This is a genomic window from Bradyrhizobium sp. CCBAU 45384 (assembly GCF_028128665.1).
In the GTDB taxonomy this organism is placed as follows: domain Bacteria; phylum Pseudomonadota; class Alphaproteobacteria; order Rhizobiales; family Xanthobacteraceae; genus Bradyrhizobium; species Bradyrhizobium manausense.
Window position 1 is genome coordinate 24,787 of sequence record NZ_LBIZ01000110.1, and the last position, 26,846, is coordinate 51,632.

The window sequence follows — 26,846 nt, forward strand, 5'->3', positions numbered from 1 at the left end:
AACACATAAGCCCGTGCTTATGTGTCGGCATGATCGAAGCCGACATCTTCAAGGCGCTGGCCGACCCGACCCGCCGCAAGGTCTTTGAGAAGCTCGCCGGCGGCAGCCTGAATGCGAGCGCCTTGCGCGACGGCCTGGAGATCAGCCAGCCGGCGATGTCGCAACATCTTTCAGTGCTGCGCGCGGCAGGTCTCGTGCGCGAGCAGCGGCAGGGCCGCTTTGTGAATTACGAAGTCGATCCCGAAGGAATTCTCGCCATCGGGGCCTGGCTTGCGCGCTACCGCGCCTATTGGCCGAAGCGCATGGACGCACTCGCCGACCTCCTGAAGGAGATGGATCAATGAGCGACGCCGCAAAACCTGATCCCTCCGAAGACGCCTTGATAGTCAAAGAAGCCTTGGTGCTCGAGTTTGAATTCGATGCACCGCCTGCAAAAGTCTGGCGCGCGGTGACGATTCCCGAATTGCGCGAGCGCTGGCTGCCGGATTGCGACCTGGCCGGCACTGAACCTGAAACATCGATTCTCGGCGCAGAGGTGCGCTACCGGATGCGCGATTCCGAGCCGCCGTTCCGCGAAAGCCAGGTCATCTTCAAGATCGAGCCGAACGTGTCAGGCGGCACGCGCTTTCGCATCATTCAGCAGGCCTGCGCCAAGCTGCCGCAGCCGGCCAACAGCAATTGCTGCCTGATGCGCGCGGCAGCCTGACCACCAACAAACTTCATCACCTCTAGACATGGAGGTCGCCGATGCGCGACATGCTTCAGCTCGTCCCTATGGTCGTCGAACAATCCGCGCGCGGCGAACGATCTTTCGACATCTATTCGCGCCTCTTGCGCGAGCGCATCATTTTCCTCAATGGCGAGGTCAACGACGCGATGTCGGGCCTGGTCTGCGCACAACTGTTGTTTCTGGAAGCAGAGAATCCGAACCGGCCGATCAATCTCTACATCAATTCCTATGGCGGCGTCGTCACTTCCGGGCTGGCGATGTACGACACCATGCAGTTCATCAAGGCGCCGGTGCATACGCTGTGCATGGGCACGGCGCGCTCGATGGGCTCATTCCTGCTGATGGCCGGCGAGCCCGGTCACCGCGCCGCGCTGCCCAATGCCAGCCTTCACGTGCATCAGCCGCTCGGCGGCTTCCAGGGTCAGGCGTCCGACATCCTGATCCATGCCAACGAGATGCAGGAAACCAAGCGGCGCATCATCCGCCTCTATGCGCAGCATTGCGGCCGTACCGAAGCGGAGGTCGAGCGGACCCTGGACCGCGATCACTTCATGACCGCCCAGCAGGGGGTTGAATGGGGCTTGGTCGACCGGGTGTTCACGGAACGCGCCCCCGCCTGATTATCCTTGGTCGGTTCCGACCATCCTGTAAGCAGCCGAAGGTCGCGCTCTATCTTCTGCAGCGCAGCGGCGCCCTTCGGCGAGTCTCTCCCTGTAAGAAAATACCTTTCTGCTGCCCGACGCGTGAGCAACATTGTGTCGGCAGCCTGTCCTGCCTGTATTTTGATCAGCCATGATCACGTTTTGAGCGCGACGTATTGGCGCACTGCAACGCAATACAAGCTGGGCGCGAAAACACCCGTTTTCATAGTCCGTTAGGCAACCCGCCCGATCTGGCACGGCATTTGATTCTAGGGGGCGTGGCTGTGCCCGCGTAGTGAAACGTCTCCCTCGTGGCGAACCAGTCGAGAAACGCCCGGCCACGTCCGGACCGGGCCCAAGCGGGGATAGGACCCATGAAAATTGTTATGGCGATTATCAAGCCATTCAAGCTGGAAGAAGTCCGTGACGCCCTGACCGCCATTGGCGTTCACGGTCTCACGGTGACGGAAGTCAAGGGATATGGCCGGCAGAAAGGCCATACGGAAATCTATCGCGGCGCCGAATATGCCGTGAGCTTCCTGCCCAAGATCAAGATCGAAGTCGCTGTCGCCTCCGAGCAGGTCGACAAAACCATCGACGCCATCACGTCCGCTGCGAAAACCGGACAGATCGGCGACGGCAAGATCTTCGTCATCAACCTCGACCATGCGGTCCGCATCCGCACCGGCGAGGCCGACGCCGCGGCCCTTTGATTTCGCGCTCAACCAAAATTCAATCAGGAGTAAATGCAATGACGTTTAAGCGTCCCTATGGCGCGGGATTGGCGGCTCTCGCAGTCGGCCTTTTCGCTGCGACCGCAGCCTATGCCGAGCCAACGGTCAACAAGGGGGATAACGCCTGGATGCTGACATCGACAGTCCTCGTGCTGTTGATGACGATCCCGGGTCTCGCGCTGTTCTACGGCGGCCTCGTTCGTTCCAAGAACATGCTCTCGGTCCTGATGCAGGTGTTCTACACTGTCTGCGTCGTCACCGTGATCTGGGCCGTGTACGGCTACAGCCTCGCCTTCACCGGCGGCTCCGACTTCATCGGCGGCTTCTCCAAGGCCTTCATGATGGGCGTCACCACCGACTCGAAGGCCGCAACTTTCTCGGTCGACGCCAACATCTCGGAGCTCGTCTATGTGTGCTTCCAGATGACCTTCGCGGCGATCACGCCCGCCCTCATCGTCGGCGCCTTCGCCGAACGCATGAAGTTCGCGGCCGTCGCGCTCTTCATCCCGCTCTGGGTCACGCTGATCTACTTCCCGATCGCGCACATGGTCTGGTACTGGCCCGGCCCGGACGCGATCCAGGACGCGGCCAAGGCTCTGGCTGCTGCGGGTGATGCGGCGGCGAAGACCGCGGCTCAAGCCAAGCTCGACGAGATCAACGCCGACGCCGGCTGGATCTTCAAGGCGGGCGCGATCGACTTCGCGGGCGGCACCGTGGTGCACATCAACGCCGGCATCGCCGGCCTGGTCGGTGCCCTCTTGATCGGCAAGCGCGTCGGTTACGGCAAGGAGCTGATGGCTCCGCACTCGCTGACCATGTCGATGATCGGCGCCTCGCTGCTCTGGGTCGGCTGGTTCGGCTTCAACGCCGGCTCCAACCTGGAGGCCAACGGCGGCGCTGCGCTCGCCATGACCAACTCCTTCGTCGCCACCGCAGCCGCCGCGCTGTCGTGGATGTTCGCGGAGTGGATCGTGAAGGGTCATCCGTCGGTGCTCGGCGTCATCTCCGGCGCTGTCGCGGGCCTCGTCGCCGTCACGCCTGCCGCCGGCTTCGCCGGCGTGATGGGTGCGATCGTCCTCGGTCTCGTGGTCGGCGTGGTCTGCCTGTTCTTCTGCACCGTGGTGAAGAACGCGCTCGGCTACGACGACTCGCTCGACGTGTTCGGCGTGCACTGCATCGGCGGCATCGTCGGCGCCCTCGGCACCGGCATCCTGGTGAACCCCGCTCTCGGCGGCGCCGGCATCATCGACTACACCGCGATCCCGCCGAAGGTTGCCGATTACGACTTCGCTGCGCAGATGCTGTCCCAGCTCAAGGCGGTCGGCACCACGCTGGTGTGGTCGGGCATCGGTTCGGCGATCCTCTACAAGGTCGTCGATGTGATCGTTGGCCTCCGCGCCAATGTCGAGACCGAACGTGAAGGCCTCGACATCACCGAGCACACCGAGCGCGCCTACAACATGTAACGTCTCCTCCCGGCCGCGATCTTCTCCGGAAGATCGCGTCCACTCCTACGGTTTGGGGCACATACCCGGCAATGCCCCGACCGTTGAGGGGCTCCAGCGCAAGTTGGAGCCCCTTTTTTTGCAAGATTGCTTTTAGGTCCGGCGACCTAAGAAAGGCATTGCCATTCCAGATTGCCGGCGCAGAAATAACGACCACAACGAATAACAACACGGGAGGTCGTCATGCGCTTGGAAGGCGGATGCTATTGCGGCGAGGTGCGCTACGTGGCCGAGGGCGATCCGATGATGCAGGGGCAATGTCATTGCCGCGAGTGCCAGTACATCTCAGGCGGCGCACCCAACACCTTCATCGCGATGCCGGCGAACGGCTTCACCTACATCACTGGCCAGCCCAAGCAGTTCACCCGCAAGGACCTCGAGCGCGCCGTCACGCGCGATTTCTGCCCCGAGTGCGGCACCCATCTCGTCACCAAAATACCCGGCCTGCCGGCCGTCGTGGTCAAGGTCGGCACGCTGGACGACCCGGAACAATTCCAGCCGCAGGTGGCGATCTACACCTGCGACAAGCAGGAGTTCCACACGATCCCCGCGGGGATGATGAAATTCGAGAAGCTGCCGGGGCATTAAGCCACCATGACGGTGCGCTCCCTCCCCCGCGTGCCTTGCGGGAGAGGTGACCAGGCCGCCATCCCGTTGTTATCCGGCCTCATTTTTCCGGCTCTGGACGGAGCGGCCCGCCGATGGTTAATCGCGTCTTAACCTCGCCCTATCTATGGTGAACTGAACCGCTTTCCCGCCGGCGCGCAGCGCGCGACCGGCCGTTCCGAGAGTACTGGCGCCCAGAATGGTCATGACCGCTTCATCCCGTGCGCCGCAGGCCAGTGGAAGCTCCGACAACCAACGCTCGCCCTTCGTCCGGCTGAACGAGCTGCTGGCTCCGCATGAGCCCGGCAAGCCCTTGATTTCGCTGGCTGTCGGCGAGCCGCAGCATCCCGTGCCCGACTTCGTCGGCCCGGTGCTGGCCAAGCACATCGCCGATTTCGGCCGTTACCCGATGAACCAGGGCATGGAGCCGTTCCGCAACGCTGCGAGCGCCTGGCTGTCGTCGCGTTTCAAGCTGCCGCGCGCGCTCGACCCCAAAAGCGAGCTTCTCGTGCTCAATGGCAGCCGCGAGGGGCTGTTCCTCGCCGCGATCGCAGCGGTGCGCTATGTCGGGCCGAAGCCCGGCAAGCCCGCGATCCTGATGCCGAACCCGTTCTATCCGGTCTATGGCGCCGGCGCTGGCGCAGCGGCTTGCGAGCCGGTCTATCTGCCGACCACGGTCGAAAACGGCTTCCTGCCCGATCTCGATGCCATCGACGAGGCTACGCTGGCGCGCACCGTGGCGTTCTATCTGGCCTCGCCCGCCAACCCGCAGGGCTCGGTCGCCTCGCGCGATTATTTCACCCGCCTGAAAAGCCTCGCCGATCGCTACAACTTCATGATCCTCAGCGACGAGTGCTATTCGGAGATCTACACCCGTCAGGCGCCGGGCAGCGCGCTCGAATGCGCAGGGCCCGATTTCACCCGCGTCGCCGCGTTCCAGTCGCTGTCGAAGCGCTCCAACCTGCCGGGCCTGCGCGTCGGCTTCGCCGCCGGCGACAAGACGTTCATCGGCAAGTTCCTGGAGCTGCGCAACATCGCAGCGCCCCAGGTGCCGGTGCCGCTGCAGCATGTCGCGACCGTCGCCTATGGCGACGAAGCGCATGTCGAGGAGAACCGCAGGCTCTACCGGATCAAGTTCGATCTCGCCGACCAGATCATCGGCAATCGTTACGGCTATCGCCGGCCTGATGCCGGCTTCTGCGTCTGGCTCAACACGTCAGAGATCGGCGACGATGTCGCCGTGACTCTGAAGCTCTTCAGGGAGGCCGGCGTGCGCGTGGTGCCCGGCTCCTATCTGGCGCGGCTTCAGCCCGACGGCTTCAATCCCGGCGCCGGCTACATCCGCCTGGCGCTGGTGCAGGACAGTGAGACCACGGCGCAGGCGCTGCACCGGCTGGTCGAAACTCTGGGTTAGGCGGGGCCCATGAGCATGTCGGCAATCGAACGTGTGATTCCCCTGGTCGGCCATCTGCCGCCTTCGATCCGCGAAGCGCTGAGCCGGCGTTTGCGCGAGCTGACCGGCTTTGGCCTGGTCACGCTCTCGGGCGTCGCATCCGCCGCTTTGATGACCTGGTCGGTGCAGGACCCGAGCCTCAGCCACGCGACCTCACGGCCGATCCACAATGTCCTCGGCTATGCCGGCGCCATCGGCGCCGACCTCGCGATGCAGATTCTCGGCCTCGGCGCCATCATGCTGATCCTGACGGTCGCGGTGTGGGGCTGGCGCATGATGACCCACCGCCCGTTCGACCGCGAGGCGCTGCGGCTCGGCTCATGGATTCTCTGCACGGTGATCGCGGCGGGCTTTGTCAGTTGTTGGCCGCATGGCGGCGCCTGGCCGCTGCCGACCGGGCTCGGCGGCGTCGTTGGCGATGCGCTGGTGCGCGCGCCAGCGGTGATCTTCGGACCGCCCGGCGCGATCTATCGCATCGTGCTCGGCGCTATCCTGTTCGTGGCGCTCACCGCAACCTTCCTGATCGCCTGCGGGCTCGGCGCGCGCGAGCATGACGAGGAACTTGCGGAGATCGAGGACGACGACAAGCCGCTCGAAGACGGCGAGGACAGCGATCGCGGTTCGGTATCGCTGGGCTTTCTGTTCCACGCGCTGATGAGCACCAAGGCACGCCTGATCTGGCTTTGTGGGGCTGCTTATCGCTCGCTGGTTTCAAGCGGCAGCAAGACCAAGCCGGTTTCGTTCAGTCGGCAGGAGCCCAATCTTGGTGGCAGCCGCGCCGCGCCCTCGATCTCGCCGCAGGCCGCGGACGAGGACTACGAGGACGAGCACGACGAGCAAGAAGTCGAGGAGGAGGAAGAAGAGGAAGAGGCGCCCGCGCGCACCTCGCGCAAGAAGGCTGCGCCGAAGGCGGCGCCCAAGAAGGGTTCCGACAAGTTCGATCTTCCCTCCGTCTCCATGCTGGCCGCGCCGAAGGCCGGCGATCGCCAGCCGCTCAGCAAGGCTGAGCTCGAGACCAATTCGCGCTCGCTCGAAGGCGTGCTGCAGGACTTCGGCGTGCGCGGCGAGATCGTGAAGGCCAATCCGGGTCCCGTCGTCACGCTGTACGAGCTGGAGCCCGCACCGGGCATCAAATCATCCCGCGTGATCGGCCTTGCCGACGACATCGCCCGCTCGATGAGCGCACTGTCGGCGCGCGTCGCGGTCGTGCCCGGCCGCAACGCCATCGGCATCGAGTTGCCGAACGCGCACCGCGAGAAGGTCTATCTGCGTGAGCTGCTGGTGGCGAAGGAAGCCACCGACACGGTCGCGAAGCTGCCGCTCTGCCTCGGCAAGACCATCGGCGGCGACCCCGTCATCATCGATCTCGCACGCACGCCGCACATGCTGATCGCCGGTACCACCGGCTCCGGTAAGTCGGTTGCGATCAACACCATGATCCTCAGCCTGGTCTACCGGTTGCGCCCCGATCAGTGCCGGTTGATCATGGTCGATCCGAAGATGCTCGAACTCTCCGTCTATGACGGCATTCCCCATCTGCTCACGCCCGTCGTGACCGACCCGAAGAAGGCGGTGGTCGCGCTGAAATGGGCCGTGCGCGAAATGGAAGAGCGCTACAAGAACATGGCCAAGCTCGGCGTGCGCAACATCGACGGCTACAACACGCGCCTGCTCGAGCTGAAAGCCAAGGGCGAAGAGCCGACGCGCACGGTGCATACCGGCTTCGACAAGGAGACCGGCAAGGCGATCTACGAGGAAGAGAAGCTCTCGCTCGATCCGCTGCCCTACATCGTCATCATCGTCGACGAAATGGCCGACCTGATGATGGTCGCCGGCAAGGACATCGAAGGCGCGGTGCAGCGCCTCGCGCAGATGGCGCGCGCCGCCGGCCTGCATGTGATCCTCGCGACCCAGCGTCCGTCGGTCGACGTCATCACCGGCACCATCAAGGCGAACTTCCCGACCCGCATCGCCTTCCAGGTCACCTCCAAGATCGACAGCCGCACCATTCTGGGCGAGATGGGCGCCGAGCAGCTGCTCGGTCAGGGCGACATGCTCTACATGGCCGGCGGCGGCCGCATCAGCCGCGTGCACGGGCCGTTTGCCTCGGACGAGGAAGTCGAGAAGGTGGTGCGTCATCTCAAGACGCAGGGCCAGCCGGAATACCTGGAAGCAGTCACGGCCGAAGAGCCGACCGAGGACGAAGATGGCGGCGCCGTGTTCGACGCCAGCGGCATGGGTGCGGATGGTGGCGGCGATCTGTTCCAGCAGGCCGTCGCGATCGTCAAGCGCGACCGCAAGGCCTCGACCAGTTACATCCAGCGCCGCCTGCAAATCGGCTACAACCGTGCTGCATCGCTGATGGAGCGCATGGAACTGGAAGGCATTGTCGGACCTGCCAATCACGCCGGCAAACGCGAGATTCTGGTCGAGGAAGAAGACAGTCATATGTGAGGCAAGGAGCGACCCACCCGCCTCCGAATGCTATTGTCACGCAAATTCGATCTCTGCTTTTGCCCGAAATCACGCTAAAACGGCGCCAGCCACGTTAGGACGACGCGTTGACCAGACATCCGGACCTTGGATTCGCAGCCTCTCTCGCCGCGCGCAGCGCGCGCGTGGCCGGCGTGCTTCTCGTCACCGCCGCGACGATGACCGTAGCCTCGGTCGCGCAGACGGTCCCCGTGCCGAAGCCGGCGCCGAAGGCGCGTGACGCCGCTCCGCCGTCGGGCGGACCGGCGATCTCAGGCGCAACACAAGCGCCACCGAATCCGATCATTCCGGATCCGCGCCGCAACGTGCCGAGCAGCATCTTCCAGACCTTCGACGACAAGCAGAAGGCGCAGGCGGCCAAGGTCAGTGCGTATCTGTCATCGCTGTCGACGCTGGTCGGAAATTTCGTCCAGGTCGGCCCCGACGGCAGCAAGACGCAGGGCGATTTCTACATCCAGAAGCCGGGCAAGATGCGCGTCGAATATGATCCGCCGAGCCCGATCGACATCGTCGCCGATGGATCCTCCGTCGTGGTGCGCGATCGCAAGCTTGCGACGCAGGACGTCTATCCGCTGTCGCAGACGCCGCTCCGATTTCTGCTGTCCGATCGCATCGACCTGATGAAGGACACCAACGTCGTCAACGTCTCCGCCGACGACCTCTTCATCAGCGTCACGATCGAGGAGAAGCAGGCGCTGGTCGGCACCAGCCGCCTCCTGCTGATGCTCGGCGCCAAGGACGGCCAGTTGAAGCAATGGACCGTGACCGATCCGCAAGGCTACGACACCACATTCGCGGTCTACAATCTGGATACGACCAAGAAGCTCGATCCGAACATGTTCAAGATCGACTTCACCAATTACAACGTGCCGTCGCCGGGTTGACGGTGCCGCAGGGTGGGCAAAGGCGCAACGCGCCGTGCCCACCATCCTTCCGTGATGGATACGGATCGTGGGCACGCTTCGCTTTGCCCACCCTACGAAACCTCGCCTGTGGACAGGCATTTCGCCCAAGCCAATCCATGCTAAGACGCAACTCCCATGCGTCTTTCCCTGACAACCTGGAACATCAATTCGGTGCGGCTGCGCATCGATCTGGTCGCGAAATTTCTCAAAAGCGCGCGGCCGGACGTGCTGTGTCTGCAGGAGACCAAATGCATCGACGATGCCTTTCCGCTGAAGCGCTTCAAGCGGCTCGGCTATGAGCATGTCGCGCTGAACGGACAGAAGGGCTATCACGGCGTCGCCATCGTCTCGAAGATACCGTTCGAGTCCACCGATATCCGCACCTTCTGCGACAAGGTGGATTCGCGCCATATCTCGGTGTCGTTCGGCGAGAAGGCCAATATCGCAAAGCCGCTCGTGCTGCATAATTTCTACGTCCCCGCCGGCGGCGACATACCCGATCCGGCGCTGAACGAAAAGTTCGACCACAAGCTTCGCTTCCTCGACGAGATGAAAGCCTGCGAGCCGCTGCATCCGCGCGGGCAGGATCGTCACATCCTGGTCGGCGATCTCAATGTCGCGCCGCACGAGAACGACGTGTGGTCGCACAAGCAGCTGCTGAAAGTCGTCTCGCACACGCCTGTCGAAACCGAAAAGCTGAAGGCGGCGCTTGAGGCCGGCGAGTGGGTCGACGTCGCACGCGACCGCATTCCGATGTCGGAAAAGGTCTACACCTGGTGGAGCTATCGCTCCGCCGACTGGACCGTCGGCGACCGCGGCCGGCGGCTCGACCACATCTGGGTCTCGCGCGCGCTGAAGGACGCGGTGCAGGATTTCAAGATATTACGCGATGCCCGCAGCTGGGAGCGGCCATCGGACCACGTGCCTGTGACGGTGACGCTGGAGGTGTGAGCACCCGGCGTCATTCCGGGGCGCGCGTAGCGCGAGCCCGGAATCCATTGAGCGACACAAACGGTGGATGAATGGATTCCGGGCTCGCGACTTCGTCGCGCCCCGGAATGACGGGTGGAGAGAGCTACGTACTCAGCTTCGAACCGGCCATCAGAATATCGCTGGCGATCTGGCTGGAGCGGATGGCGAATTCGTCGCGCAGGCGCACCGCGGCGGCGGGATCGCTTTCGAGCACGCGCTGAAACAGGCTGCGTGCGACGCGGATGACGGAGGAGTTCTCCAGCGCCACCGCGCCGGACGGCCGCTTCATCGGCACGACCAGCGCGAGCTCGCCGATCAGCGTGCCGGGACCTGCGATCATCTCGGCGCCGGCGCCGTCATCGACGCGAAAGGCGCCGCGCTGGACCACGAAGCCGGCGTCGGCATCGTCACCGAGATTGAACAGGATGTCGCCGCGGACGAAGTCGCGCTGCTCGGAGCCGATCGCCAGCATGCGCAACGAGGCGTCTCCCAACAGGCGCAGTGTCGGGACACGCTCAAGCAGCGCTACGTCATCGTCGATTGACATTCCGGTCCGAGGCTCGAGGAACGCGCCAATTTACGACGAATCGCGCGTATCCTGGAACGTATCACGGCACCAGCTTGTAGCCACCGGCTTCCGTGACCAGGATCTCCGGGTTGGCGGCATCCTTCTCGATCTTCTGGCGGAGGCGGTAGATGTGGGTTTCCAGCGTGTGGGTGGTGACGCCGGAATTGTAGCCCCAGACCTCCTGGAGCAGGGTCTCGCGCGAGACCGGCATCTGGCCGGCCCGGTAGAGGAAGCGCAGGATCGCCGTTTCCTTCTCGGTGAGGCGGACCTTGCGGGCATTGGCCGCGGTCAGCATCTTGGAGCCTGGGCGGAAGGAGTAGGGGCCGACCGAGAACACCGCGTCCTCGCTGGCCTCGTGCTGGCGCAGCTGGGCGCGGATACGGGCGAGCAGCACGGCGAAGCGGAAGGGTTTTGCGACATAGTCGTTGGCCCCTGATTCCAGGCCCAAAATCGTGTCGGAATCGGTGTCGTGCCCCGTCAGCATGATGATCGGCGCCTTGAAGCCGCCTTTGCGCAGGGAGCGGACCACCTCGCGGCCGTCGGTGTCGGGGAGGCCGACATCCATCAGAACAAGATCAGGGGCGTTGGCCTTTGCGGCGCTGGCGCCCTTGGCGCCGGTATCGACGGCGGAGGCTTCAAACTCTTCGTGTAGCGATAATTGCTCCACCAACGTATCGCGCAGATCGGTATCGTCATCCACGATCAGGATCTTGCGGGCATTGGCCATGGGGGATCATCCTTTTGGAGTCCGGCGAGACGCGCATGCATGCGGCACCCAGCCGTGATGGGAAAGTTTAGGGGTCGCTGTTTTTATTGTTGTTCGTGTTGAAGTAGTGGGCTGCTACCGATTCACAAGCCGGAAACACTCTAACCTAGAATAGCAGGACGGTTCGATGAATGTCCTGTAATGAATTCGACATCGCGATTTCACATGAAAAACAAAGCTGTGTCAGTTAGTTACACCGGGAATCGAGGCAACGGACCACTGTCCGCGATCCGCGTTAAGCCTGCCGCCGGGAATCCGCGCAGGGGCTGGCTGACGGCCGGCGGCCTGACAATTCCGGTGGCTCTGGGGCGCGGCGGCATTCTGGCCAACAAGCGCGAAGGCGATGGCGGCACTCCCAGGGGCAGCTTTCGGCCCCGGCAATTATGGTGGCGGGGCGACCGGCACAGCCGTCCCAGGACGTTTCTGCCGGCGCGCATCATCACCGACACGGATGCCTGGTGCGAGGACCCCGGTGACCGCCATTACAACCAGTGGATCCGGCGCGGGCAGGGCGAGGGCGGTGACCGGCTCAAGCGCGCCGACCATCTCTATGATTTCATCATCGAGATCGATCACAACACATGCCCGCGCATCGCCGGCCGCGGCAGCGCGGTGTTCCTGCACCTGGCGCGCGACAATTTCGGCCCGACCGCAGGCTGCGTCTCCATGACACGAGCGGCCATGCTGCAGCTGCTGCGGCGGATAGGACCAAGAACAAGAATCATCATCGGGTGAGGACACATGCTCGACAAGAATCAGATCGAAGCCGCTTCGCGTGTCCTCGTTCAACATTGGCGTGACGGCAGCAAGCTCGACGCGCTGGAGGCGCGGCTGCGGCCGCGGAGTAGGGCCGAGGCTTACGCCGTGCAGGCCGTGCTCGAAAACCAATCGTTCGGAAGCTTGTTCGGCTGGAAAATCGCAGCCACGAGCGAAGCCGGTCAGAAGCACATCAATGTTGCAGGGCCGCTGGCCGGCCGCATCATGAGCGAGACCGTGATCGCCGATGGCGGTACCGCCTCGATGACAGGCAATTCGATGCGCGTCGGCGAGCCGGAATTCTGCTTCCGCATGGGACGCGACCTGGCGCCGCGGTCTTCGCCCTTTGGCGCCGATGAAGTGCTTGCCGCCGTCGACACCTTGCATCCCGCTATCGAAATTCCGGATTCACGCTTCAGCGATTTCACCAGCGCCGGCGAGGCGCAGCTGATCGCCGACAATGCCTGCGCGCATCTGTTCGTGCTGGGGCCGGCGGCGATTGCGAGATGGCGCGCGATCGATCTCATCGAGGAGCGGCCGCAGATCACGCTGCGCGGCGAGCGTTATCTCGGTCACGGCAAGAACGTGCTCGGCGATCCCCGCGCCGCGGTCGCCTGGCTCGCCAACGAACTGCGCGAGCTCGGCATCACCTTGCGGGCAGGGCAGGTGGTGACGACAGGCACCTGCCATCCGCCGCTGCCGATCCAGGCCGGCGATCATTTTGCGGCGGATTTTGGTGTGCTGGGGAAGGTGTCGGTGGGTTTTGTGTAGATGCTTCCTCGTCGTCGTCCTGGCAAAAGCCAGGACGACCCGAAATAACTATCGATGCCCGAAGATCGCGCTGCCCACGCGCACATGGGTGGCACCCAGCATGATGGCGGTCGCATAATCCGCGCTCATGCCCATCGAGAGGTTCGTCAGGCCGTTGCGCGCGGCGATCTTGGCGGTGAGCGCGAAATGCGCCGCGGGCGGCTCATCCACCGGCGGGATGCACATCAGGCCTGATATCGTCAGGCCATAGGTGTCGCGGCAGCTCTTGAGGAAGGCGTCGGCCTCGCCGGGTGCGACGCCGGCCTTCTGCGGCTCCTCGCCGACGTTGATCTGGACGAAGAGTTGCGGGTGCTTGTTCTGGGATTCGATTTCTTTGGCTAACGCCTGGCAAATGCTCGGACGATCGACCGAATGGATCGCATCGAACAGCGCGACCGCCTCCTTCGCCTTGTTGGATTGCAGCGGACCGATGAGATGCAGTGCGATACCAGGGTAAGCAGACGTTAACGCTGGCCACTTGGCTTTGGCCTCCTGCACGCGATTCTCCCCGAACACGCGCTGTCCGGCGCCGATGACCGGCATAATTGCATCCGCCGAGAACGTCTTGGACACCGCGATCAGCGTCACCGAGGCGCGATCGCGCCGCGCGTCCTTGCAGGCGCGTGCAATTTCCGCCTCGACCGCGGCGAGCGCATTTGATGAATCGCCGGTTACCGGCGCGGCGTTGTTGTCTGTCATGATGTCGGTTGGGCCGTGACTTCAGGAGGTAGTTCCAATTTTACCGAGTTCAAGAAAGGCTTTTTGAACCCTTCGCTTTACCTTGCCCGTGGGGTGGGTAACGAAGATGGCAAACGTCAGTTTCAACCGCAAGCGCGTAAAACTCAAGCAGGTCCTCGGCATCAGGGCCCGGCTTGCGTTGCTCGCGGTGATTCTGGTCGCGCCCTTGATGCTCGAGCGGATCCGCTCGCTTGAAGACACCCGCACCAAGCAGATCGCGCAGGCCACGGCCGAATTCACCACCGTCGCGCGGCACAGCGCCGATGCGCAGCGTGAGGTGATCTCGTCGGTCGAGACCATCCTGAAATCGGAAGCCTTCATCCGTGCCTCCGCCGGCGGCGTCGGCAAGAGTTGCGACGTGCTGCGCGCGAGCCTGCCGACCAGCCTGCCCTGGATCCGCACACTCCTGATCGCCGGCCAGGACGGCCGCATCCAGTGTGCGACCAACAATATGTATGTCGGCCTCGACCTCTCCGACCGGCCTTATTTCCAGCAGGCGCAGGAGACCGGCCGGTTCGTGCTGTCCGACTTCATCCTGTCGCGCCCGGTGCAGGCACCGACCGTCATGGCGGTCTATCCGGTCTCCGCGTTCAGCGGCGTTGCGGACGCTGTCGTGCTCGCGACCGTCAATCTCGACTGGATGTCGAAAGTGATGAACAATCTCGGCGGCCGCGTCGGCATTACCGCGGTGCTGGTCGACAGCACCGGCACCGTGCTGGCCGCACCCGCCGACCAGCACAGCGCCGTCGGACGGCCCCTTGACGACATGCCGCTGATGTCGGCGATCGCCGACCTGGCCTTGCGCTCGAACCAGGACGAAGGCTCGTTGTCGTTCCTCGCCGCCGACGGCTCGCAGCGCGCGGTCAGCTTCATCCGCATCGCCGGCACCAATGCCCGCCTGATCGCCAGCATCGACGAAGACAAAGTGTCCGCGGCGGTGAGCCGCGACATCCGCACCGCCTATCTCCAGCTCGCTTTCGTCGTGATGTTCGTGCTGCTCGGTGCGCTGATCGCCGCCGAGAAGCTCGTGATCAGGCCGATCGAAATGCTTGCCGACATGGCCAAGCGTCTCGGCGAGGGCGATCTGTCGGCCCGCGCCGCGCGCAAGAGCCTTCCTTCCGAATTCGTGCCGCTGGCGCGCGCCTTCAACGCGATGGCGGCGCAGCTCAGCCAGCGCGAACGCGAGCTGATCGCGACCAATGATCGATTGACGGTGATGGCATCGATCGACATGCTGTCGGGCCTCGCCAACCGCCGCGGCTTCCAGAGCCGTCTCGACTTCGAATGGATGCGCGCGCAGCAATATGGCAGCGAGCTGGCGCTGCTGATGATCGACGTCGACCATTTCAAGCTGTTCAACGACACCTACGGCCATCTCGAAGGCGATTCCTGCCTGACGCGCCTCGGCGAGTCGCTGTCCGACATCGCTGCCGATACGATGGGCTTTGCCGCGCGCTATGGCGGCGAGGAGTTCTGCCTCCTGCTGCCGAACACCGACTTGATGCGCGCAGTCGCGATCGGCGAACAGGTGCGCGCGGCCGTGCTGAAACTCTGCATGCCGCACATCACCTCGGCCCACATGGTCGTCACCGTTTCAATCGGCGTCGCTGCGACCCGGCCGAACGAGTCGCTGCGTCCCGGCGATCTGATCGAAGCTGCTGACGCGGCGCTCTATGCCGCCAAGCATCGCGGCCGCAACAATGTCGTCGAGCACGGCGTGCAAGCGATCGAGAAAGGCACGGCGGGTATGGTGATTGCGGCGAGCGCCTAACCCGCAGCCTCGGCGCGATCGAGCTCGTTTTCCGCATCCATCAGGGCCTGCAGCCGCTCGGACGTCTCGACCACGACGGCGCTGACCTGGGGCGCGATATAGGTCTCGAACAAGTCCTGATTGGTCCTGACGTCGAAGGGACGGTTGTGGTCAATCAGCAGGTCGATGGCGTTGCGCAGGTCATTATGGCTGCCGGCGTAGTCCTGGAACCCGATCGCAAAATTGGTCAGCGTCGGTGGGAATCCGTTGCTCGGCCACATGGTCCGCACCGGCCCGTCCGGCGACGGACACGGCATAGTCGTAGTCGGGATCGTCGAAATCTGAGGCCATTGCCTGACGGGGGGTACACTATTGGGGACCACCGACCCCTTAATCCGATCCCAACACACCCATATACGTACTTTTGCGGAGCAGGATTGCGAGTGGCCGCTCGCCACGGCAACCCATTGACCCCCCGAGGACTTCTATGGCCTAGTCCGGCCTCTTCAGGCCGCCGAAACCACGAAAACGCAACGATTCCATGACCTCCGAACGCTATAACGCCCGCGACGCCGAACCGCGCTGGCAACGCAAATGGGACGAACAGGCGATCTTCGTCTCGAAGAACGACGATTCGCGGCCAAAATATTATGTGCTGGAGATGTTCCCCTACCCCTCCGGGCGCATCCACATCGGCCATGTCCGCAACTACACGCTCGGCGACGTGCTGGCCCGCTTCATGCGCGCCAAGGGGTTCAACGTACTGCACCCGATGGGCTGGGACGCCTTCGGCCTGCCGGCCGAGAACGCCGCCATCGAGCGCAAGGTCGCACCCAAGGCCTGGACCTACGACAACATCGCCGCGATGAAGAAGCAGCTCCGCTCGATCGGGCTGTCGCTGGACTGGTCACGCGAATTCGCGACCTGCGACCCCAGCTACTACAAGCATCAGCAGAAGATGTTCCTGGATATGCTCGCCGCGGGCCTTGCCGAGCGCGAGAAGCGCAAGCTGAATTGGGATCCGGTCGACATGACCGTGCTCGCCAATGAGCAGGTGATCGACGGCCGTGGCTGGCGCTCGGGCGCAATCGTCGAGCAGCGCGAAATGAGCCAGTGGGTCTTCAAGATCACGAAGTACGCGCAGGAATTGCTGTCGGCGCTGGATGGGCTCGACCGCTGGCCCGACAAGGTCAGGCTGATGCAGCGCAACTGGATCGGCCGCTCGGAAGGTCTGTTGATCCGCTTCGCGCTCGATCCGGCGACGACGCCTGCCGGCGAGAGCGAGCTGAAGATCTTCACGACGCGCCCGGACACGCTGTTCGGCGCAAAGTTCATGGCGATCTCGGCGGATCATCCGCTGGCGCAGGCGGCCGCCGCGAAGAACCCTGATCTCGCCGAGTTCATCTCCGACATCAAGAAGATCGGCACGGCACAATCGATCATCGACACCGCGGAGAAGCAGGGCTTTGATACCGGCATCCGCGCGGTGCACCCGTTCGACCCGGACTGGAAGCTGCCGGTCTATGTCGCCAACTTCGTGCTGATGGAATACGGCACGGGCGCGATCTTCGGCTGTCCCGCGCATGATCAGCGCGACCTCGACTTCGTCAACAAATACGCGCTCGGCAATACGCCGGTCGTCTGTCCCGAAGGCCAGGATCCCAAATCCTTCGTCATCACCGACACCGCCTATGACGGTGATGGCCGCATGATCAATTCGCGTTTCCTCGACGGCATGACCATCGAGCAGGCGAAGGAAGAGGTCGCCAAGCGCCTCGAAAGCGAGATGCGCGGCAACGCGCCGGTGGCCGAGCGCCAGGTCAATTTCCGCCTGCGCGACTGGGGCATTTCGCGCCAGCGCTATTGGGGCTGCCCGATTCCGGTCATCCACTGTCCGAGATGCGACGTGGTGCCGGTGCCTGATGACCAGTTGCCGGTGGTGCTGCCGGAAGACGTGAGCTTCGACAAGCCGGGCAATGCGCTCGACCATCATCCGACCTGGAAGCACGTCACCTGTCCCAAATGCGGCGGCAGCGCTAGCCGCGAAACCGACACCATGGACACCTTCGTGGATTCGTCCTGGTACTTTGCGCGCTTCACCGATCCCTGGAACGAGAAAGCACCGACGACGCCCGCGATCGCCAACCGCATGCTCCCGGTCGACCAGTATATCGGCGGCGTCGAGCACGCGATCCTGCATCTGCTCTACAGCCGCTTCTTCACCCGCGCCATGAAAGCCACCGGGCATCTCGCGCTGGATGAGCCGTTCGCCGGCATGTTCACGCAAGGCATGGTGGTACACGAGACCTACCAGAAGGCCGACGGCAGCTGGGTGCAGCCGGCCGAGGTGAAGATCGAGGTCGGCGGCAACGGACGCCGCGCGATCCTGCTCGCGACCGGCGAAGACGTCACGATCGGCCCGATCGAGAAGATGTCGAAGTCGAAGAAGAACACGGTCGACCCCGATGACATCATCGCGACCTATGGCGCCGATGTCGCCCGCTGGTTCATGCTGTCGGACTCCCCGCCCGACCGCGACGTGATCTGGAGCGATGAGCGCGTCCAGGGCGCCTCGCGCTTCGTGCAGCGGCTGTGGCGGCTGGTGAACGATGCCGTGGAGGTCAGCAAAACCGCTCCCGCAACCCGGCCAGGTTCCTTCAGTGACGATGCGACCGCCCTGCGCAAGGCCGCCCATGGCGCGCTGGACAAGGTCACATCAGGCGTCGAGCGGCTGCATTTCAACGTGTGCCTCGCCCATATCCGCGAGTTCACGAATTCGTTTTCCGAGGTGCTCCAGCGTCCCGGCCAGCCGGCCCCTGATTTGGCTTGGGCGATCCGGGAGGCCAGCCAGATCCTGGTCCAGCTGTTCTCCCCGATGATGCCGCATCTGGCCGAGGAGTGCTGGCAGGTTCTGGGCCAGCCCGGGTTGGTTTCCGAGGCCAGTTGGCCGCAAATCGAACGCGATTTGCTGGTTGAAGACAGCGTGACCCTGGTGGTCCAGGTCAACGGCAAGAAGCGGGGCGAGGTCACGGTTGCAACAGTGGCCCAGAATCCGGAAATCGAGGCTGCCGCTTTGGCCCTTGATGCTGTAAAACTGGCCTTGGACGGCAAGCCCGTCCGCAAGGTGATCATCGTCCCCAAGAGGATCGTGAATGTTGTCGGCTAGGATCCGTATCGCTGCCCGCTTGCTGGCGATTGCCACACTGGCGGCGCTGACGGCCGGCTGCTTCCAGCCGATGTATGCCGAGCATACCGATGGCACCCCCGGCTTGCGTGAAAAGCTGATGGGGGTCGATCTGCCACCGATCTCGAAGGCGAACGCCTCCCGCGAGGCCCGCGTCGGCATCGAGATCCGCAACGCCCTCGCCTTCAAGCTCTACGGCTCGGCGACCGGCATGCCGCCCACGCATCGACTCGATATCCGCTTCACCACCACCAAATCGTCGCTGATCGTCTCGGCCGTGACCGGCCTGCCGACCAGTGAGAATTACGGCATCGACTGCCAGTATAATTTGGTCGAGGTCGTGACCGGCAAATCGGTGATGACCGGCTCGACCTTCTCGCGCGTGTCCTACGACATGCCCGGCTCGTATCAGCGCTTCGCCCGCAACCGCGCGATACGCGACGCCGAGGATCGTGCGGCCAACGAGATTGCCGAGAACATCAACACAAGGCTCGCCGCGTTCTTCACCGCGGGCTCGTAGTTCATTCCCGCCTGAGGCCCGATGGTCGCGCTGCGCGGCAAAGAGATCGATGCCTTCCTCGCACGTCCTGATGCGGGCCGCCCGATCATCCTGCTTTACGGTCCCGACGCCGGCCTCGTGCGCGAGCGCGCCGACGCACTGATCGCGTCCGCCATTGACGATCCCAACGATCCCTTCTCGCTGGTCAAGCTCGACGGTGACGAGCTGTCCGCCGAGCCGTCGCGTCTGGTCGACGAGGCCATGACCGTGCCGCTGTTCGGCGGCCGCCGCGCCATTCGCATCCGCGCCGGCTCGCGCAGCTTTGCTGCCGGCATCGACACGCTGGCCGAGATGAGCGTGAAGGATTGCCGCATCGTGATCGAAGCCGGCGAGCTGCGTCCCGAATCGCCGCTGCGCAAGGCCTGCGAGAAGGCCAGGATGGCGGTGGCGATCGGCTGCTATCCCGACACCGAGCGCGACCTCGCCAAATTGATGGACGACGAGCTTCGCATTGCGAACTTGCGTATCACGCAGGATGCCCGTGCCGCGCTGATGTCGTTCCTCGGCGGCGACCGGCAGGCCTCGCGCAACGAGCTGCGCAAGCTCACGCTCTATGCTCACGGCAGGGGCGAGATCACGCTTGAAGACGTGATGTCCGTGGTCGCGGATGCGTCCGAGCTCAAGCTCGATCCGATCGTCGACGGCGCTTTCGCCGGCCGGCCCGACATTGTCGAGACCGAGTTCGCAAAGGCCATGATCGCCGGAACATATCCCGGTGTGATCATTTCGGCCGCGCAGCGCCAGGCCGCATGGCTGCACAAATCCGCGCTCGCGATCGCCGACGGCCAGCCGGCCTCCGCCGTGCTGGACGGCGGATTTCCGCGCTTACATTTTTCACGAAAACCGATGGTCGAAACGGCGCTGCGCAATTTCAGCGTGGCAAGGCTCGCTGCCATCATCGAGCAGCTCGCGACCGCCGCGCTCGACACCCGCAAACAATCGACGCTCGCCGCCGCCATCGCCCAGCGCACGCTGATGGCGATCGCGGCGAACGCGAAGCGGCGGGGGTAGCCACGGCTCTCTCCCCGTCATTGCGAGGAGCACTTGCGACGAAGCAATCCAGAGTCTTTCCGCGGAGAGATTCTGGATTGCTTCGCTACGCTCGCAATGACGAATTCCGTCATCCTGAGGTGCGAGCCGCGCGGCGCAACGCGGTGCGCGGGGAGCCTCGAAGGATGAACGGCCCCGATGCAACCGGGCCGTCGCCCTTCGAGGGCCGCTGAAGAAGCGGCCACCTCCAGCGACAACGGCTTCGCCGTTGCGCGGGGATGACGGTCATAGGAAGTTGCTGAGCCTACAGCCCGCCCTTCGCCAACCGCTTCATCACCTCGTCGAGCTGATCGAGGTTGCGGTAGTTGATCTGGACCGAGCCGCCGGGATCGCGGTGATTGACGGTGACCTTGAGGCCGAGCGCGTCGCTGACGCGCTTCTCGAGATCGATCGTATCAGGGTCCTTTTCCTTAGGCCCGGTGGAGCGCGGCTTTTGCGGCTTGCGCTCCGGGACGCCCTCTTCATGCGCGAGCGCTTCGGTCTGGCGGACGTTGAGCCCCTCCGCAACGATCCGCTTGGCCGCGGCGAGCGGATCCGGCACGCCGATCAGCGCGCGGGCGTGACCGGCGGTCAACTCGCCGGTCGCGATGAAGGCCTGCACCTCGGCCGGCAACTTGGTCAGCCGCATCATGTTGGCGACATGGCTGCGGCTCTTGCCGACGACTTTCGCGATATCGTCCTGGCTGCGTTTGAACTCGTTGGCGAGCGCATGATAGCCCTGCGCCTCTTCCATCGGATTGAGGTCTTCGCGCTGCACGTTCTCGACGATCGCGAATTCCAGCGCATCGCTGTCGCTGATGTCGACCGGCACGATCGGCACCTCGTGCAGGCCAGCCATCTGCGAAGCGCGCCAGCGCCGCTCGCCGGCGATGATCTCGAAGCGATCCTGCGCGCCCTTGACGGGACGGACCACGATCGGCTGGATCACGCCGTGCTGCTTGATGGACTCGCAGAGCTCCTTGAGCTCGGTGTCCGAAAACGTGCGGCGCGGGTTGCGCGGATTGGCCTTGATGAATTCGATCGGCACCTTGCGCTGCGCACGCGGACGGTCGACGTGCTGGGCTTCGCCGCCGACGTCACCGATCAGACTTGCAAGACCCCGGCCCAGTCGCGAACGCGCTTCATCGGCCATCGCCAGCTCCCTTGGATTCACGCTGCAGCACTCCAGAACTGTATTTACTAATCGTAGGGTGGGCAAAGCGAAGCGTGCCCACCGATTGCTTATGAGCGGAAGACGGTGGGCACGGCGAAGACGCCTTTGCCCACCCTACGGCAACATCAATGCGTCGTCCGCAGCTCGCGCTCGCGCTGGATCACTTCGGTGGCGAGCCGCAAATAGGCTTCGCTGCCGACGCATTTGAGATCGTAGACCAGCACCGGCTTGCCGTAGGACGGCGCCTCCGAGATGCGCACGTTGCGCGGGATCATGGTCTTGTAGACCTTCTCGCCCATGAATTGGCGAACGTCGGCGACGACCTGGTTCGAGAGGTTGTTGCGCGAGTCGAACATGGTCAGCACGATGCCATGGATCGACAGATTCGGATTGAGCGTCGAGCGCACCTGCTCCACCGTCTGCAGCAATTGCGACAGACCTTCGAGCGCGAAGAACTCGCACTGCAGCGGCACCAGGATCGCGTCCGATGCGGCCATCGCATTCACCGTGAGCAAATTGAGCGAGGGCGGGCAGTCGATCAGCACATAGGTGTAATCGGCATCCGGCGAGACGTTGTTGTTGAGCGAGGCGATCGCATCGCGCAGCTTGAAGGCGCGGCCGGCAGTGGTGCCAAGCTCGAGCTCGAGGCCGGAGAGATCCATGGTCGAGGGCGCGATGTGCAGGCGCGGCACCGCGGTCGACACGACGGCCTCGCGCAGAGGGGCCTCACCGATCAGCACGTCATAGGTCGAGCAGGAGCGGTTGCGACGGTCGATGCCGAGACCGGTCGAGGCGTTGCCCTGCGGATCGAGATCGACGATCAGGACGCGCTCGCCGATCGCGGCGAGTGCGGTGCCGAGATTGATCGCTGTGGTTGTTTTCCCCACACCGCCCTTCTGATTCGCCAGCGCCAGGATGCGCGGGTGGCCATGCGGCACTTCAGCTTTTTCTCGGTCAGCTCTTTGCTGGGCACCCTGGTCTTGCTGCGGTTCGTCCATCACGGTCATCGAAATTCCCCAACTCAACCCCTGAGCGCCTCACCCGCGCCGTTCAACTGAAGTCAGCTCGACGATCCAACCGTCCCCCGTCCGGCTTCGGTGGAGTTGCGGCCGAATATTCCAATATTTAGCGGCTTCGGTCAATTCAGCCTCTACATCTTGACCCTTCGGAAATAACGCCTTTGCGCCTTGGTGCATCAGCGGCTCCGCAAAGCCGATGAGTTGATGTAGCGGAGCCAGCGCGCGCGCGGTGACGCAATCGACGGGGCCGGTGATTCTATCCACATTATCCCCGATCTCAGCGAGATGTACGACCCCCGGAGACGTGGTGACGCGAACAGCTTCGCGCAAAAAGGCGGCCTTCTTGGCGATTCGCTCGACAAGATGGACACGAGCGTCCGGGGTCCCCGCCATGGCGCAGGCCAGCACGACGCCGGGAAAACCGCCGCCGCTGCCGAGGTCGGCCCAGCGTTTTGCAGACGGGGCGAGATCGACGAGCTGAAGCGAATCGGCGATGTGCCGCGTCCAGAGGTTCGGCAGGGTGGAGGGTGCGACCAGATTGGTCTTGGCCTGCCACTCCCGGAGAAGCGCGATGTAGCGGTCGAGCCGGGCCTCCGTTTCATGTGAAACGGGCGCGAGCTTGAGTGCCGCGCGCTTGTCGGCGGCGATGATGGAGTCGAGCGCCTGATCGTTGGCGCTGGCCTTGTCGATCCTTGGCCGGGCTGGTGCCGGATCCGGTCGATGACGAGCGCCCTCGCCGGCTCGAGATCGTCGCGATAGCGGCCTGTCCCCGCCCGATCCGCGCTGTTTCACGTGAAACGCCTATGCGATTGCTTTGGACGCCTTTCGGGCCTCGCGGCGGAGATAGGCCGCGAGGATGCCGAGCGCGGCCGGTGTCATGCCATCGATCCGGCCGGCCTGGCCGACGGTGAACGGCCGCGCCTTCTCCAGCTTGGCCCGGACTTCATTGGAGAGACCGGGGACGAGGCTATAGTCGACCTCTGACAGCACCATGCCTTCGTCGCGCCGGAAAGCTTCGACGTCAGCGCTCTGCCGCTCCAGATAGACGTCGTACTTGGCGTCGATCTCGAGATGGGTGGCGATGACCGGATCGATGGACGCCAACTCCGGCCAGATCGCGCGGACCTGGCTCCAGCCGATCTCGGGATAGGCCATCAGCTCGAACGCCGAGCGGCGCTGACCGTCCCGGTTGAGGGACAGCCCATGCTTGATCGCCTCGTTAGGGGTGATGGTCAGGGACTTCGAGAGGGTTCGGGCGGCGTTCAGCGCCGCCATCTTGGCGCGATGATGCCTGATACGGGCGCTGCCGACGCAGCCCAGAGCGATCGCCTTCTCGGTCAGGCGCTGATCGGCATTGTCGGCCCGCAGGGTCAGCCGGTACTCGGCCCGCGAGGTGAACATCCGATAGGGCTCGGTGATCCCTCGGGTGACGAGATCGTCGATCATCACGCCGAGATAACCGTCGGCACGGTCGAACACGGTCAGCGCGGCGCCGCTTGCGGCGAGCGCTGCATTGAGGCCGGCGACGATGCCCTGGCCGGCGGCTTCCTCATATCCCGTGGTGCCGTTGATCTGCCCGGCCAGGAACAGACCCCGCAGTCGCTTGGTCTGGAGGGTCGGATCGAGCTCCCGGGGATCGATGTGATCATATTCGATGGCATAACCCGGGCGGACCATCTTTACCTGCTCGACGCCGGGGATGGTCGCGAGGATCGCGAGCTGGACCTCCTCCGGCAGCGACGTCGAGATGCCATTGGGGTAGACCGTGCTGTCATCGAGCCCTTCGGGCTCCAGGAAGATCTGGTGGCCGTCGCGATCGCCGAAGCGGACGATCTTGTCCTCGATCGACGGGCAATAGCGCGGACCGGAGCTCTTGATCTGGCCCGAGTACATGGGGGAGCGATGGACGTTGGCCCGGATCACCTCATGGGTCGCGGCCGTGGTCCGGGTGATGCCGCACTGGATCTGCGGGGTCGTGATCCGCTCGGTCATCACCGAGAACGGCTCCGGGGGCTCGTCGCCGGGCTGCATTTCGACCGCGGACCAGTCGATGGTCGAGCCGTCCAGACGCGGCGGAGTGCCCGTCTTGAGGCGTCCGAGGGTAAAGCCGGCCCGCTCAAAGGAGGCTGAAAGGCCCATCGCAGGGGCCTCGCCGACCCGGCCCGCGGGCCAATTCCTCTCACCGAGATGGATCAGACCACGCAGGAAGGTGCCGGTTGTGACCACAACAGCCCCTGCCCGGAGCTCCCGGCCATCGGCCAGACGCAGTCCTGTGACCCGGCCATCGACCACGATCAGTTCGTCGGCCTCACCTTCGATGACGAAAAGGCCTGCAGTCTCCCGGATCGCGACCTGCATCGCGGCGGCATAAAGCTTCCGATCGGCCTGGGCGCGTGGACCACGGACTGCCGGACCCTTGCGGCGGTTCAGGACGCGAAATTGAATGCCGCCGGCGTCGCCGACCCGGCCCATCAGCCCATCGAGGGCATCGACCTCGCGGACCAGATGGCCCTTGCCGAGACCACCGATGGCGGGATTGCAGGACATCGCGCCGATCGTGGAGAACCGGTGCGTCACCAGCGCGGTCACGGCGCCCATTCGCGCAGCCGCAGCCGCGGCCTCACAGCCGGCATGGCCCCCGCCGATGACGATGACGTCGAAACTCTCTCGCTCCTGTCGCATGGGCGAACTTCTAGCTCAGCGGGGGAAAAGCCGGAAGTAGAAACTGGGTGGGCCTGTGTTTCACGTGAAACACGGCGGGGCGGCTCCCCCGAAACAACCCCATGCACCGTAAGAAAGGCATTCGGAATGGCATCTGTTTCACGTGAAACAGATGGACTTGGGCCGGGTGCGAGAAAGGGCAAGGCCGCTCCGGCTACCGTCATTGCGAGCGCAGCGAAGCAATCCAGAATCCCACCGCGGTGGAGATCCTGGATTGCTTCGTCGCAAGGGCTCCTCGCAATGACGGGCTTGGGCGGAGGTGGTTTCCCGTGAACCAGCTCGGAACCCATGCCTTGTTGTTTCACGTGAAACAAGCAATGGAACAAGCTCTAGTTCTACATTGAAGAACTAGCGCTACTTTCCAATACAGAATTTCTGAAAGATGACTCCAAGGACGTCCTCGACGTCCACCCGGCCGAGCAGCCGGCCCAAGGCATAGGCTGCGGCACGCAATTCTTCGGCGGCCAGCTCTTCGCCCTCTTCTACAAGCTCCAGGCTCCGGCGCAAGCTGTCCGACGCCTGGCTCAACAAATCCCGCTGGCGGGTTCGAGTCACCATTCCGCCCTCGGTGCTCCCAAAGAAATCCGAGGCGAACTTGACGAGGGCGTCGACCAGCTCGGCAATGCCATCGCCGCGACTCGCCGAGATTGCGAATTCGCCGCGCGAATCGGCGCCACCGAGGTCGATCTTGTTGCGCACGATCCAGACTGACCCATCTGGCCGATCGCCCTCTTCGGATCTCCGAAGCAACCGTACCGCGTCCGGATCGGCGGCACGGTCTCCCTCCACCAGCCACAGCACCAGGTCGGCATCGTCGGCCCGCGCCCTCGCCCGGCGCACGCCTTCCTGCTCGACGGGATCATCGGTGTCGCGGATCCCGGCCGTGTCGATGACGGTGACCGGGTAGCCGTCGAGATCGAGCTGCACCTCGATCACGTCGCGCGTGGTCCCGGCGTATGGCGAGACGATCGCGACCTCACGGCGGGCGAGCTGATTCATCAGCGTCGACTTGCCGACATTCGGCTCGCCGGCGATGGCAACCACGAGCCCGTCACGCAGGCGTTCAGAATGCCCTTGTGCCGCAAGGACTTTTGCAATTTCATCGCAAAGCGCCTGGATCGCTTCCACCGCCGGCGCCCTCAGCTCCGCCGGCACATCGCCTTCATCGGAAAAATCGATGCCGGCTTCGATCAGCGCCGAGGCTTCGATGATGCGCTCGCGCCAATCGCGCGCGCGATCGCCGAGCAGACCCTGCAACTGCCGCAGCGCCTGGCGCCGCTGACGATCCGTGTCGGCATGAATGAGGTCGTCGAGACCCTCGGCTTCGGTGAGATCGAGCTTGCCGTTCTCGAACGCGCGCCGCGTGAACTCGCCGCGGTCGGCCGCGCGCGTATTCGGAATTAGCGAAATAGCGGTGAAGAGCGCAGCGAGCACCGCGCGGCCGCCATGGACGTGGAATTCGGCGACGTCCTCGCCGGTCGCGCTGGCCGGCCCCGGAAACCAGAGCACGACGGCCTCGTCGATCGGTTGACCCGTGCCGTCGCGGAGCACGCGGCGGCTTGCTTGCCGCGGTGTCGGCAGCCTGCCCGCGAGCAATGTCAGTGCGAGCGCGGCTTGCGGACCGGAGACACGCACCAAGGCGATTGCGCTCGGCGGTCGGCCGGACGACAGCGCAAAGATGGTCTGGTCTCGCGGATGCATGGCGTATTTGTCCACCTGGCAGGGAAAAGGCA

The 26,846-nt window shown here is 64.0% G+C and carries 25 protein-coding genes; 16 read left to right on the forward strand and 9 right to left on the reverse strand.

What is annotated here, in order from left to right:
* The first annotated feature begins 29 nt into the window (after window positions 1–29).
* The 10 genes from XH80_RS20855 (at window position 30) to xth (ending at window position 10,018) form a co-directional block, all read left to right on the forward strand.
* Window positions 30–344, forward strand: coding sequence for an ArsR/SmtB family transcription factor (locus tag XH80_RS20855; RefSeq protein WP_271600204.1), 315 nt, complete (start codon window positions 30–32; stop codon window positions 342–344).
* Window positions 341–706 (forward strand): SRPBCC family protein, encoded by a 366-nt coding sequence (locus XH80_RS20860; protein ID WP_271600205.1) that lies wholly within the window; start codon window positions 341–343, stop codon window positions 704–706. Before XH80_RS20855 ends, XH80_RS20860 begins: the two co-directional genes overlap by 4 nt.
* 41 nt (window positions 707–747) lie before the next feature.
* Window positions 748–1,350 carry an ATP-dependent Clp protease proteolytic subunit gene (locus tag XH80_RS20865; protein WP_271600206.1) on the forward strand — a complete coding sequence of 201 codons (603 nt, stop codon included), beginning with the start codon at window positions 748–750 and terminating at the stop codon, window positions 1,348–1,350.
* A gap of 395 nt (window positions 1,351–1,745) precedes the next feature.
* On the forward strand, window positions 1,746–2,084 hold the full coding sequence (locus XH80_RS20870) for a P-II family nitrogen regulator (protein ID WP_027535364.1): 339 nt from the start codon (window positions 1,746–1,748) through the stop codon (window positions 2,082–2,084).
* Between the two features lie 38 nt (window positions 2,085–2,122).
* On the forward strand, window positions 2,123–3,571 hold the full coding sequence (locus XH80_RS20875) for an ammonium transporter (protein WP_057752493.1): 1,449 nt from the start codon (window positions 2,123–2,125) through the stop codon (window positions 3,569–3,571).
* 222 nt (window positions 3,572–3,793) lie between these two features.
* Window positions 3,794–4,198: a GFA family protein gene (locus XH80_RS20880; protein ID WP_271600207.1), complete on the forward strand. Its 405-nt coding sequence runs from the start codon at window positions 3,794–3,796 to the stop codon at window positions 4,196–4,198.
* 217 nt (window positions 4,199–4,415) lie between these two features.
* Window positions 4,416–5,630, forward strand: a complete 1,215-nt coding sequence (locus tag XH80_RS20885; protein WP_271600208.1) for an aminotransferase class I/II-fold pyridoxal phosphate-dependent enzyme — start codon at window positions 4,416–4,418, stop codon at window positions 5,628–5,630.
* Window positions 5,631–5,639: 9 nt separating this feature from the next.
* Complete coding sequence (locus XH80_RS20890) at window positions 5,640–8,123, forward strand: DNA translocase FtsK (RefSeq protein WP_271600209.1); 2,484 nt, start codon at window positions 5,640–5,642, stop codon at window positions 8,121–8,123.
* 164 nt (window positions 8,124–8,287) lie between these two features.
* Window positions 8,288–9,046 (forward strand): outer membrane lipoprotein carrier protein LolA, encoded by a 759-nt coding sequence (locus tag XH80_RS20895; RefSeq protein ID WP_271600375.1) that lies wholly within the window; start codon window positions 8,288–8,290, stop codon window positions 9,044–9,046.
* Between the two features lie 156 nt (window positions 9,047–9,202).
* On the forward strand, window positions 9,203–10,018 hold the full coding sequence (xth, locus tag XH80_RS20900; RefSeq protein WP_271600210.1) for an exodeoxyribonuclease III: 816 nt from the start codon (window positions 9,203–9,205) through the stop codon (window positions 10,016–10,018).
* A gap of 124 nt (window positions 10,019–10,142) precedes the next feature.
* On the opposite strand, the gene XH80_RS20905 is transcribed toward xth, so the two are convergent.
* Window positions 10,143–10,586 carry a cyclic nucleotide-binding domain-containing protein gene (locus XH80_RS20905; protein WP_057752509.1) on the reverse strand — a complete coding sequence of 148 codons (444 nt, stop codon included), beginning with the start codon at window positions 10,584–10,586 and terminating at the stop codon, window positions 10,143–10,145.
* Between the two features lie 61 nt (window positions 10,587–10,647).
* A complete protein-coding gene (locus XH80_RS20910; RefSeq protein ID WP_007598630.1) occupies window positions 10,648–11,334 on the reverse strand; it encodes a response regulator transcription factor in 687 nt (228 codons plus the stop codon).
* Between the two features lie 204 nt (window positions 11,335–11,538).
* Between XH80_RS20910 and XH80_RS20915 the strand changes: the two genes are divergently transcribed.
* Both XH80_RS20915 and XH80_RS20920 read left to right on the forward strand, forming a co-directional pair.
* Window positions 11,539–12,108, forward strand: coding sequence for a L,D-transpeptidase family protein (locus XH80_RS20915; RefSeq protein WP_271600211.1), 570 nt, complete (start codon window positions 11,539–11,541; stop codon window positions 12,106–12,108).
* Window positions 12,109–12,114: 6 nt separating this feature from the next.
* On the forward strand, window positions 12,115–12,900 hold the full coding sequence (locus XH80_RS20920; RefSeq protein WP_271600212.1) for a 2-keto-4-pentenoate hydratase: 786 nt from the start codon (window positions 12,115–12,117) through the stop codon (window positions 12,898–12,900).
* 48 nt (window positions 12,901–12,948) lie between these two features.
* Here the strand turns inward: XH80_RS20920 and XH80_RS20925 are convergent, their stop codons facing one another.
* Window positions 12,949–13,638: a YggS family pyridoxal phosphate-dependent enzyme gene (locus tag XH80_RS20925; protein WP_271600213.1), complete on the reverse strand. Its 690-nt coding sequence runs from the start codon at window positions 13,636–13,638 to the stop codon at window positions 12,949–12,951.
* A gap of 106 nt (window positions 13,639–13,744) precedes the next feature.
* On the opposite strand from XH80_RS20925, the gene XH80_RS20930 reads away from it, so the two are divergent.
* Window positions 13,745–15,448 (forward strand): diguanylate cyclase domain-containing protein, encoded by a 1,704-nt coding sequence (locus XH80_RS20930; RefSeq protein WP_271600214.1) that lies wholly within the window; start codon window positions 13,745–13,747, stop codon window positions 15,446–15,448.
* Here XH80_RS20930 and XH80_RS20935 read toward each other — a convergent pair.
* The gene (locus tag XH80_RS20935; RefSeq protein WP_271600215.1) at window positions 15,445–15,708 is read right to left on the reverse strand and encodes a hypothetical protein; all 264 of its coding nucleotides are present in this window, start codon (window positions 15,706–15,708) and stop codon (window positions 15,445–15,447) included. The genes XH80_RS20930 and XH80_RS20935 overlap by 4 nt on opposite strands.
* Before the next feature lie 260 nt (window positions 15,709–15,968).
* Between XH80_RS20935 and leuS the strand changes: the two genes are divergently transcribed.
* From leuS to holA, 3 genes are read left to right on the forward strand one after another with little or no spacing between them, the layout of a single operon-like run.
* Entirely contained in the window at window positions 15,969–18,593 is a 2,625-nt protein-coding gene (gene leuS / locus XH80_RS20940) for a leucine--tRNA ligase (RefSeq protein WP_271600216.1), read from the forward strand.
* Window positions 18,580–19,131: an LPS assembly lipoprotein LptE gene (locus XH80_RS20945; protein ID WP_271600217.1), complete on the forward strand. Its 552-nt coding sequence runs from the start codon at window positions 18,580–18,582 to the stop codon at window positions 19,129–19,131. Before leuS ends, XH80_RS20945 begins: the two co-directional genes overlap by 14 nt.
* 21 nt (window positions 19,132–19,152) lie before the next feature.
* The gene (holA, locus tag XH80_RS20950; protein WP_271600218.1) at window positions 19,153–20,181 is read left to right on the forward strand and encodes a DNA polymerase III subunit delta; all 1,029 of its coding nucleotides are present in this window, start codon (window positions 19,153–19,155) and stop codon (window positions 20,179–20,181) included.
* Between the two features lie 283 nt (window positions 20,182–20,464).
* Here holA and XH80_RS20955 read toward each other — a convergent pair whose 3' ends face one another.
* The 5 genes from XH80_RS20955 to mnmE form a co-directional block, all read right to left on the reverse strand.
* A complete protein-coding gene (locus XH80_RS20955) occupies window positions 20,465–21,352 on the reverse strand; it encodes a ParB/RepB/Spo0J family partition protein (protein ID WP_220003625.1) in 888 nt (295 codons plus the stop codon).
* Window positions 21,353–21,498: 146 nt separating this feature from the next.
* The gene (locus XH80_RS20960; protein ID WP_271600219.1) at window positions 21,499–22,380 is read right to left on the reverse strand and encodes a ParA family protein; all 882 of its coding nucleotides are present in this window, start codon (window positions 22,378–22,380) and stop codon (window positions 21,499–21,501) included.
* A gap of 30 nt (window positions 22,381–22,410) precedes the next feature.
* Window positions 22,411–23,043 carry a 16S rRNA (guanine(527)-N(7))-methyltransferase RsmG gene (rsmG, locus tag XH80_RS20965; protein ID WP_271600376.1) on the reverse strand — a complete coding sequence of 211 codons (633 nt, stop codon included), beginning with the start codon at window positions 23,041–23,043 and terminating at the stop codon, window positions 22,411–22,413.
* 150 nt (window positions 23,044–23,193) lie between these two features.
* Window positions 23,194–25,074 carry a tRNA uridine-5-carboxymethylaminomethyl(34) synthesis enzyme MnmG gene (gene mnmG / locus XH80_RS20970; RefSeq protein WP_271600220.1) on the reverse strand — a complete coding sequence of 627 codons (1,881 nt, stop codon included), beginning with the start codon at window positions 25,072–25,074 and terminating at the stop codon, window positions 23,194–23,196.
* Between the two features lie 393 nt (window positions 25,075–25,467).
* Window positions 25,468–26,814, reverse strand: a complete 1,347-nt coding sequence (gene mnmE, locus XH80_RS20975; RefSeq protein WP_271600221.1) for a tRNA uridine-5-carboxymethylaminomethyl(34) synthesis GTPase MnmE — start codon at window positions 26,812–26,814, stop codon at window positions 25,468–25,470.
* Window positions 26,815–26,846 lie beyond the last annotated feature (32 nt).

What these genes read in the sequence shown, in the direction of transcription:
- XH80_RS20855 (WP_271600204.1), top strand. Translation starts at nt 30, where the DNA reads ATGATCGAAGCCGACATCTTCAAGGCGCTGGCCGACCCGACCCGCCGC.
- XH80_RS20860 (WP_271600205.1), top strand. Translation starts at nt 341, where the DNA reads ATGAGCGACGCCGCAAAACCTGATCCCTCCGAAGACGCCTTGATAGTC.
- XH80_RS20865 (WP_271600206.1), top strand. Translation starts at nt 748, where the DNA reads ATGCGCGACATGCTTCAGCTCGTCCCTATGGTCGTCGAACAATCCGCG.
- XH80_RS20870 (WP_027535364.1), top strand. Translation starts at nt 1,746, where the DNA reads ATGAAAATTGTTATGGCGATTATCAAGCCATTCAAGCTGGAAGAAGTC.
- XH80_RS20875 (WP_057752493.1), top strand. Translation starts at nt 2,123, where the DNA reads ATGACGTTTAAGCGTCCCTATGGCGCGGGATTGGCGGCTCTCGCAGTC.
- XH80_RS20880 (WP_271600207.1), top strand. Translation starts at nt 3,794, where the DNA reads ATGCGCTTGGAAGGCGGATGCTATTGCGGCGAGGTGCGCTACGTGGCC.
- XH80_RS20885 (WP_271600208.1), top strand. Translation starts at nt 4,416, where the DNA reads ATGGTCATGACCGCTTCATCCCGTGCGCCGCAGGCCAGTGGAAGCTCC.
- XH80_RS20890 (WP_271600209.1), top strand. Translation starts at nt 5,640, where the DNA reads ATGAGCATGTCGGCAATCGAACGTGTGATTCCCCTGGTCGGCCATCTG.
- xth (WP_271600210.1), top strand. Translation starts at nt 9,203, where the DNA reads ATGCGTCTTTCCCTGACAACCTGGAACATCAATTCGGTGCGGCTGCGC.
- XH80_RS20905 (WP_057752509.1), bottom strand. Translation starts at nt 10,586, where the DNA reads ATGTCAATCGACGATGACGTAGCGCTGCTTGAGCGTGTCCCGACACTG.
- XH80_RS20910 (WP_007598630.1), bottom strand. Translation starts at nt 11,334, where the DNA reads ATGGCCAATGCCCGCAAGATCCTGATCGTGGATGACGATACCGATCTG.
- XH80_RS20915 (WP_271600211.1), top strand. Translation starts at nt 11,539, where the DNA reads ATGAAAAACAAAGCTGTGTCAGTTAGTTACACCGGGAATCGAGGCAAC.
- XH80_RS20920 (WP_271600212.1), top strand. Translation starts at nt 12,115, where the DNA reads ATGCTCGACAAGAATCAGATCGAAGCCGCTTCGCGTGTCCTCGTTCAA.
- XH80_RS20925 (WP_271600213.1), bottom strand. Translation starts at nt 13,638, where the DNA reads ATGACAGACAACAACGCCGCGCCGGTAACCGGCGATTCATCAAATGCG.
- XH80_RS20930 (WP_271600214.1), top strand. Translation starts at nt 13,745, where the DNA reads ATGGCAAACGTCAGTTTCAACCGCAAGCGCGTAAAACTCAAGCAGGTC.
- XH80_RS20935 (WP_271600215.1), bottom strand. Translation starts at nt 15,708, where the DNA reads ATGTGGCCGAGCAACGGATTCCCACCGACGCTGACCAATTTTGCGATC.
- leuS (WP_271600216.1), top strand. Translation starts at nt 15,969, where the DNA reads ATGACCTCCGAACGCTATAACGCCCGCGACGCCGAACCGCGCTGGCAA.
- XH80_RS20945 (WP_271600217.1), top strand. Translation starts at nt 18,580, where the DNA reads ATGTTGTCGGCTAGGATCCGTATCGCTGCCCGCTTGCTGGCGATTGCC.
- holA (WP_271600218.1), top strand. Translation starts at nt 19,153, where the DNA reads ATGGTCGCGCTGCGCGGCAAAGAGATCGATGCCTTCCTCGCACGTCCT.
- XH80_RS20955 (WP_220003625.1), bottom strand. Translation starts at nt 21,352, where the DNA reads ATGGCCGATGAAGCGCGTTCGCGACTGGGCCGGGGTCTTGCAAGTCTG.
- XH80_RS20960 (WP_271600219.1), bottom strand. Translation starts at nt 22,380, where the DNA reads ATGACCGTGATGGACGAACCGCAGCAAGACCAGGGTGCCCAGCAAAGA.
- mnmG (WP_271600220.1), bottom strand. Translation starts at nt 25,074, where the DNA reads ATGCGACAGGAGCGAGAGAGTTTCGACGTCATCGTCATCGGCGGGGGC.
- mnmE (WP_271600221.1), bottom strand. Translation starts at nt 26,814, where the DNA reads ATGCATCCGCGAGACCAGACCATCTTTGCGCTGTCGTCCGGCCGACCG.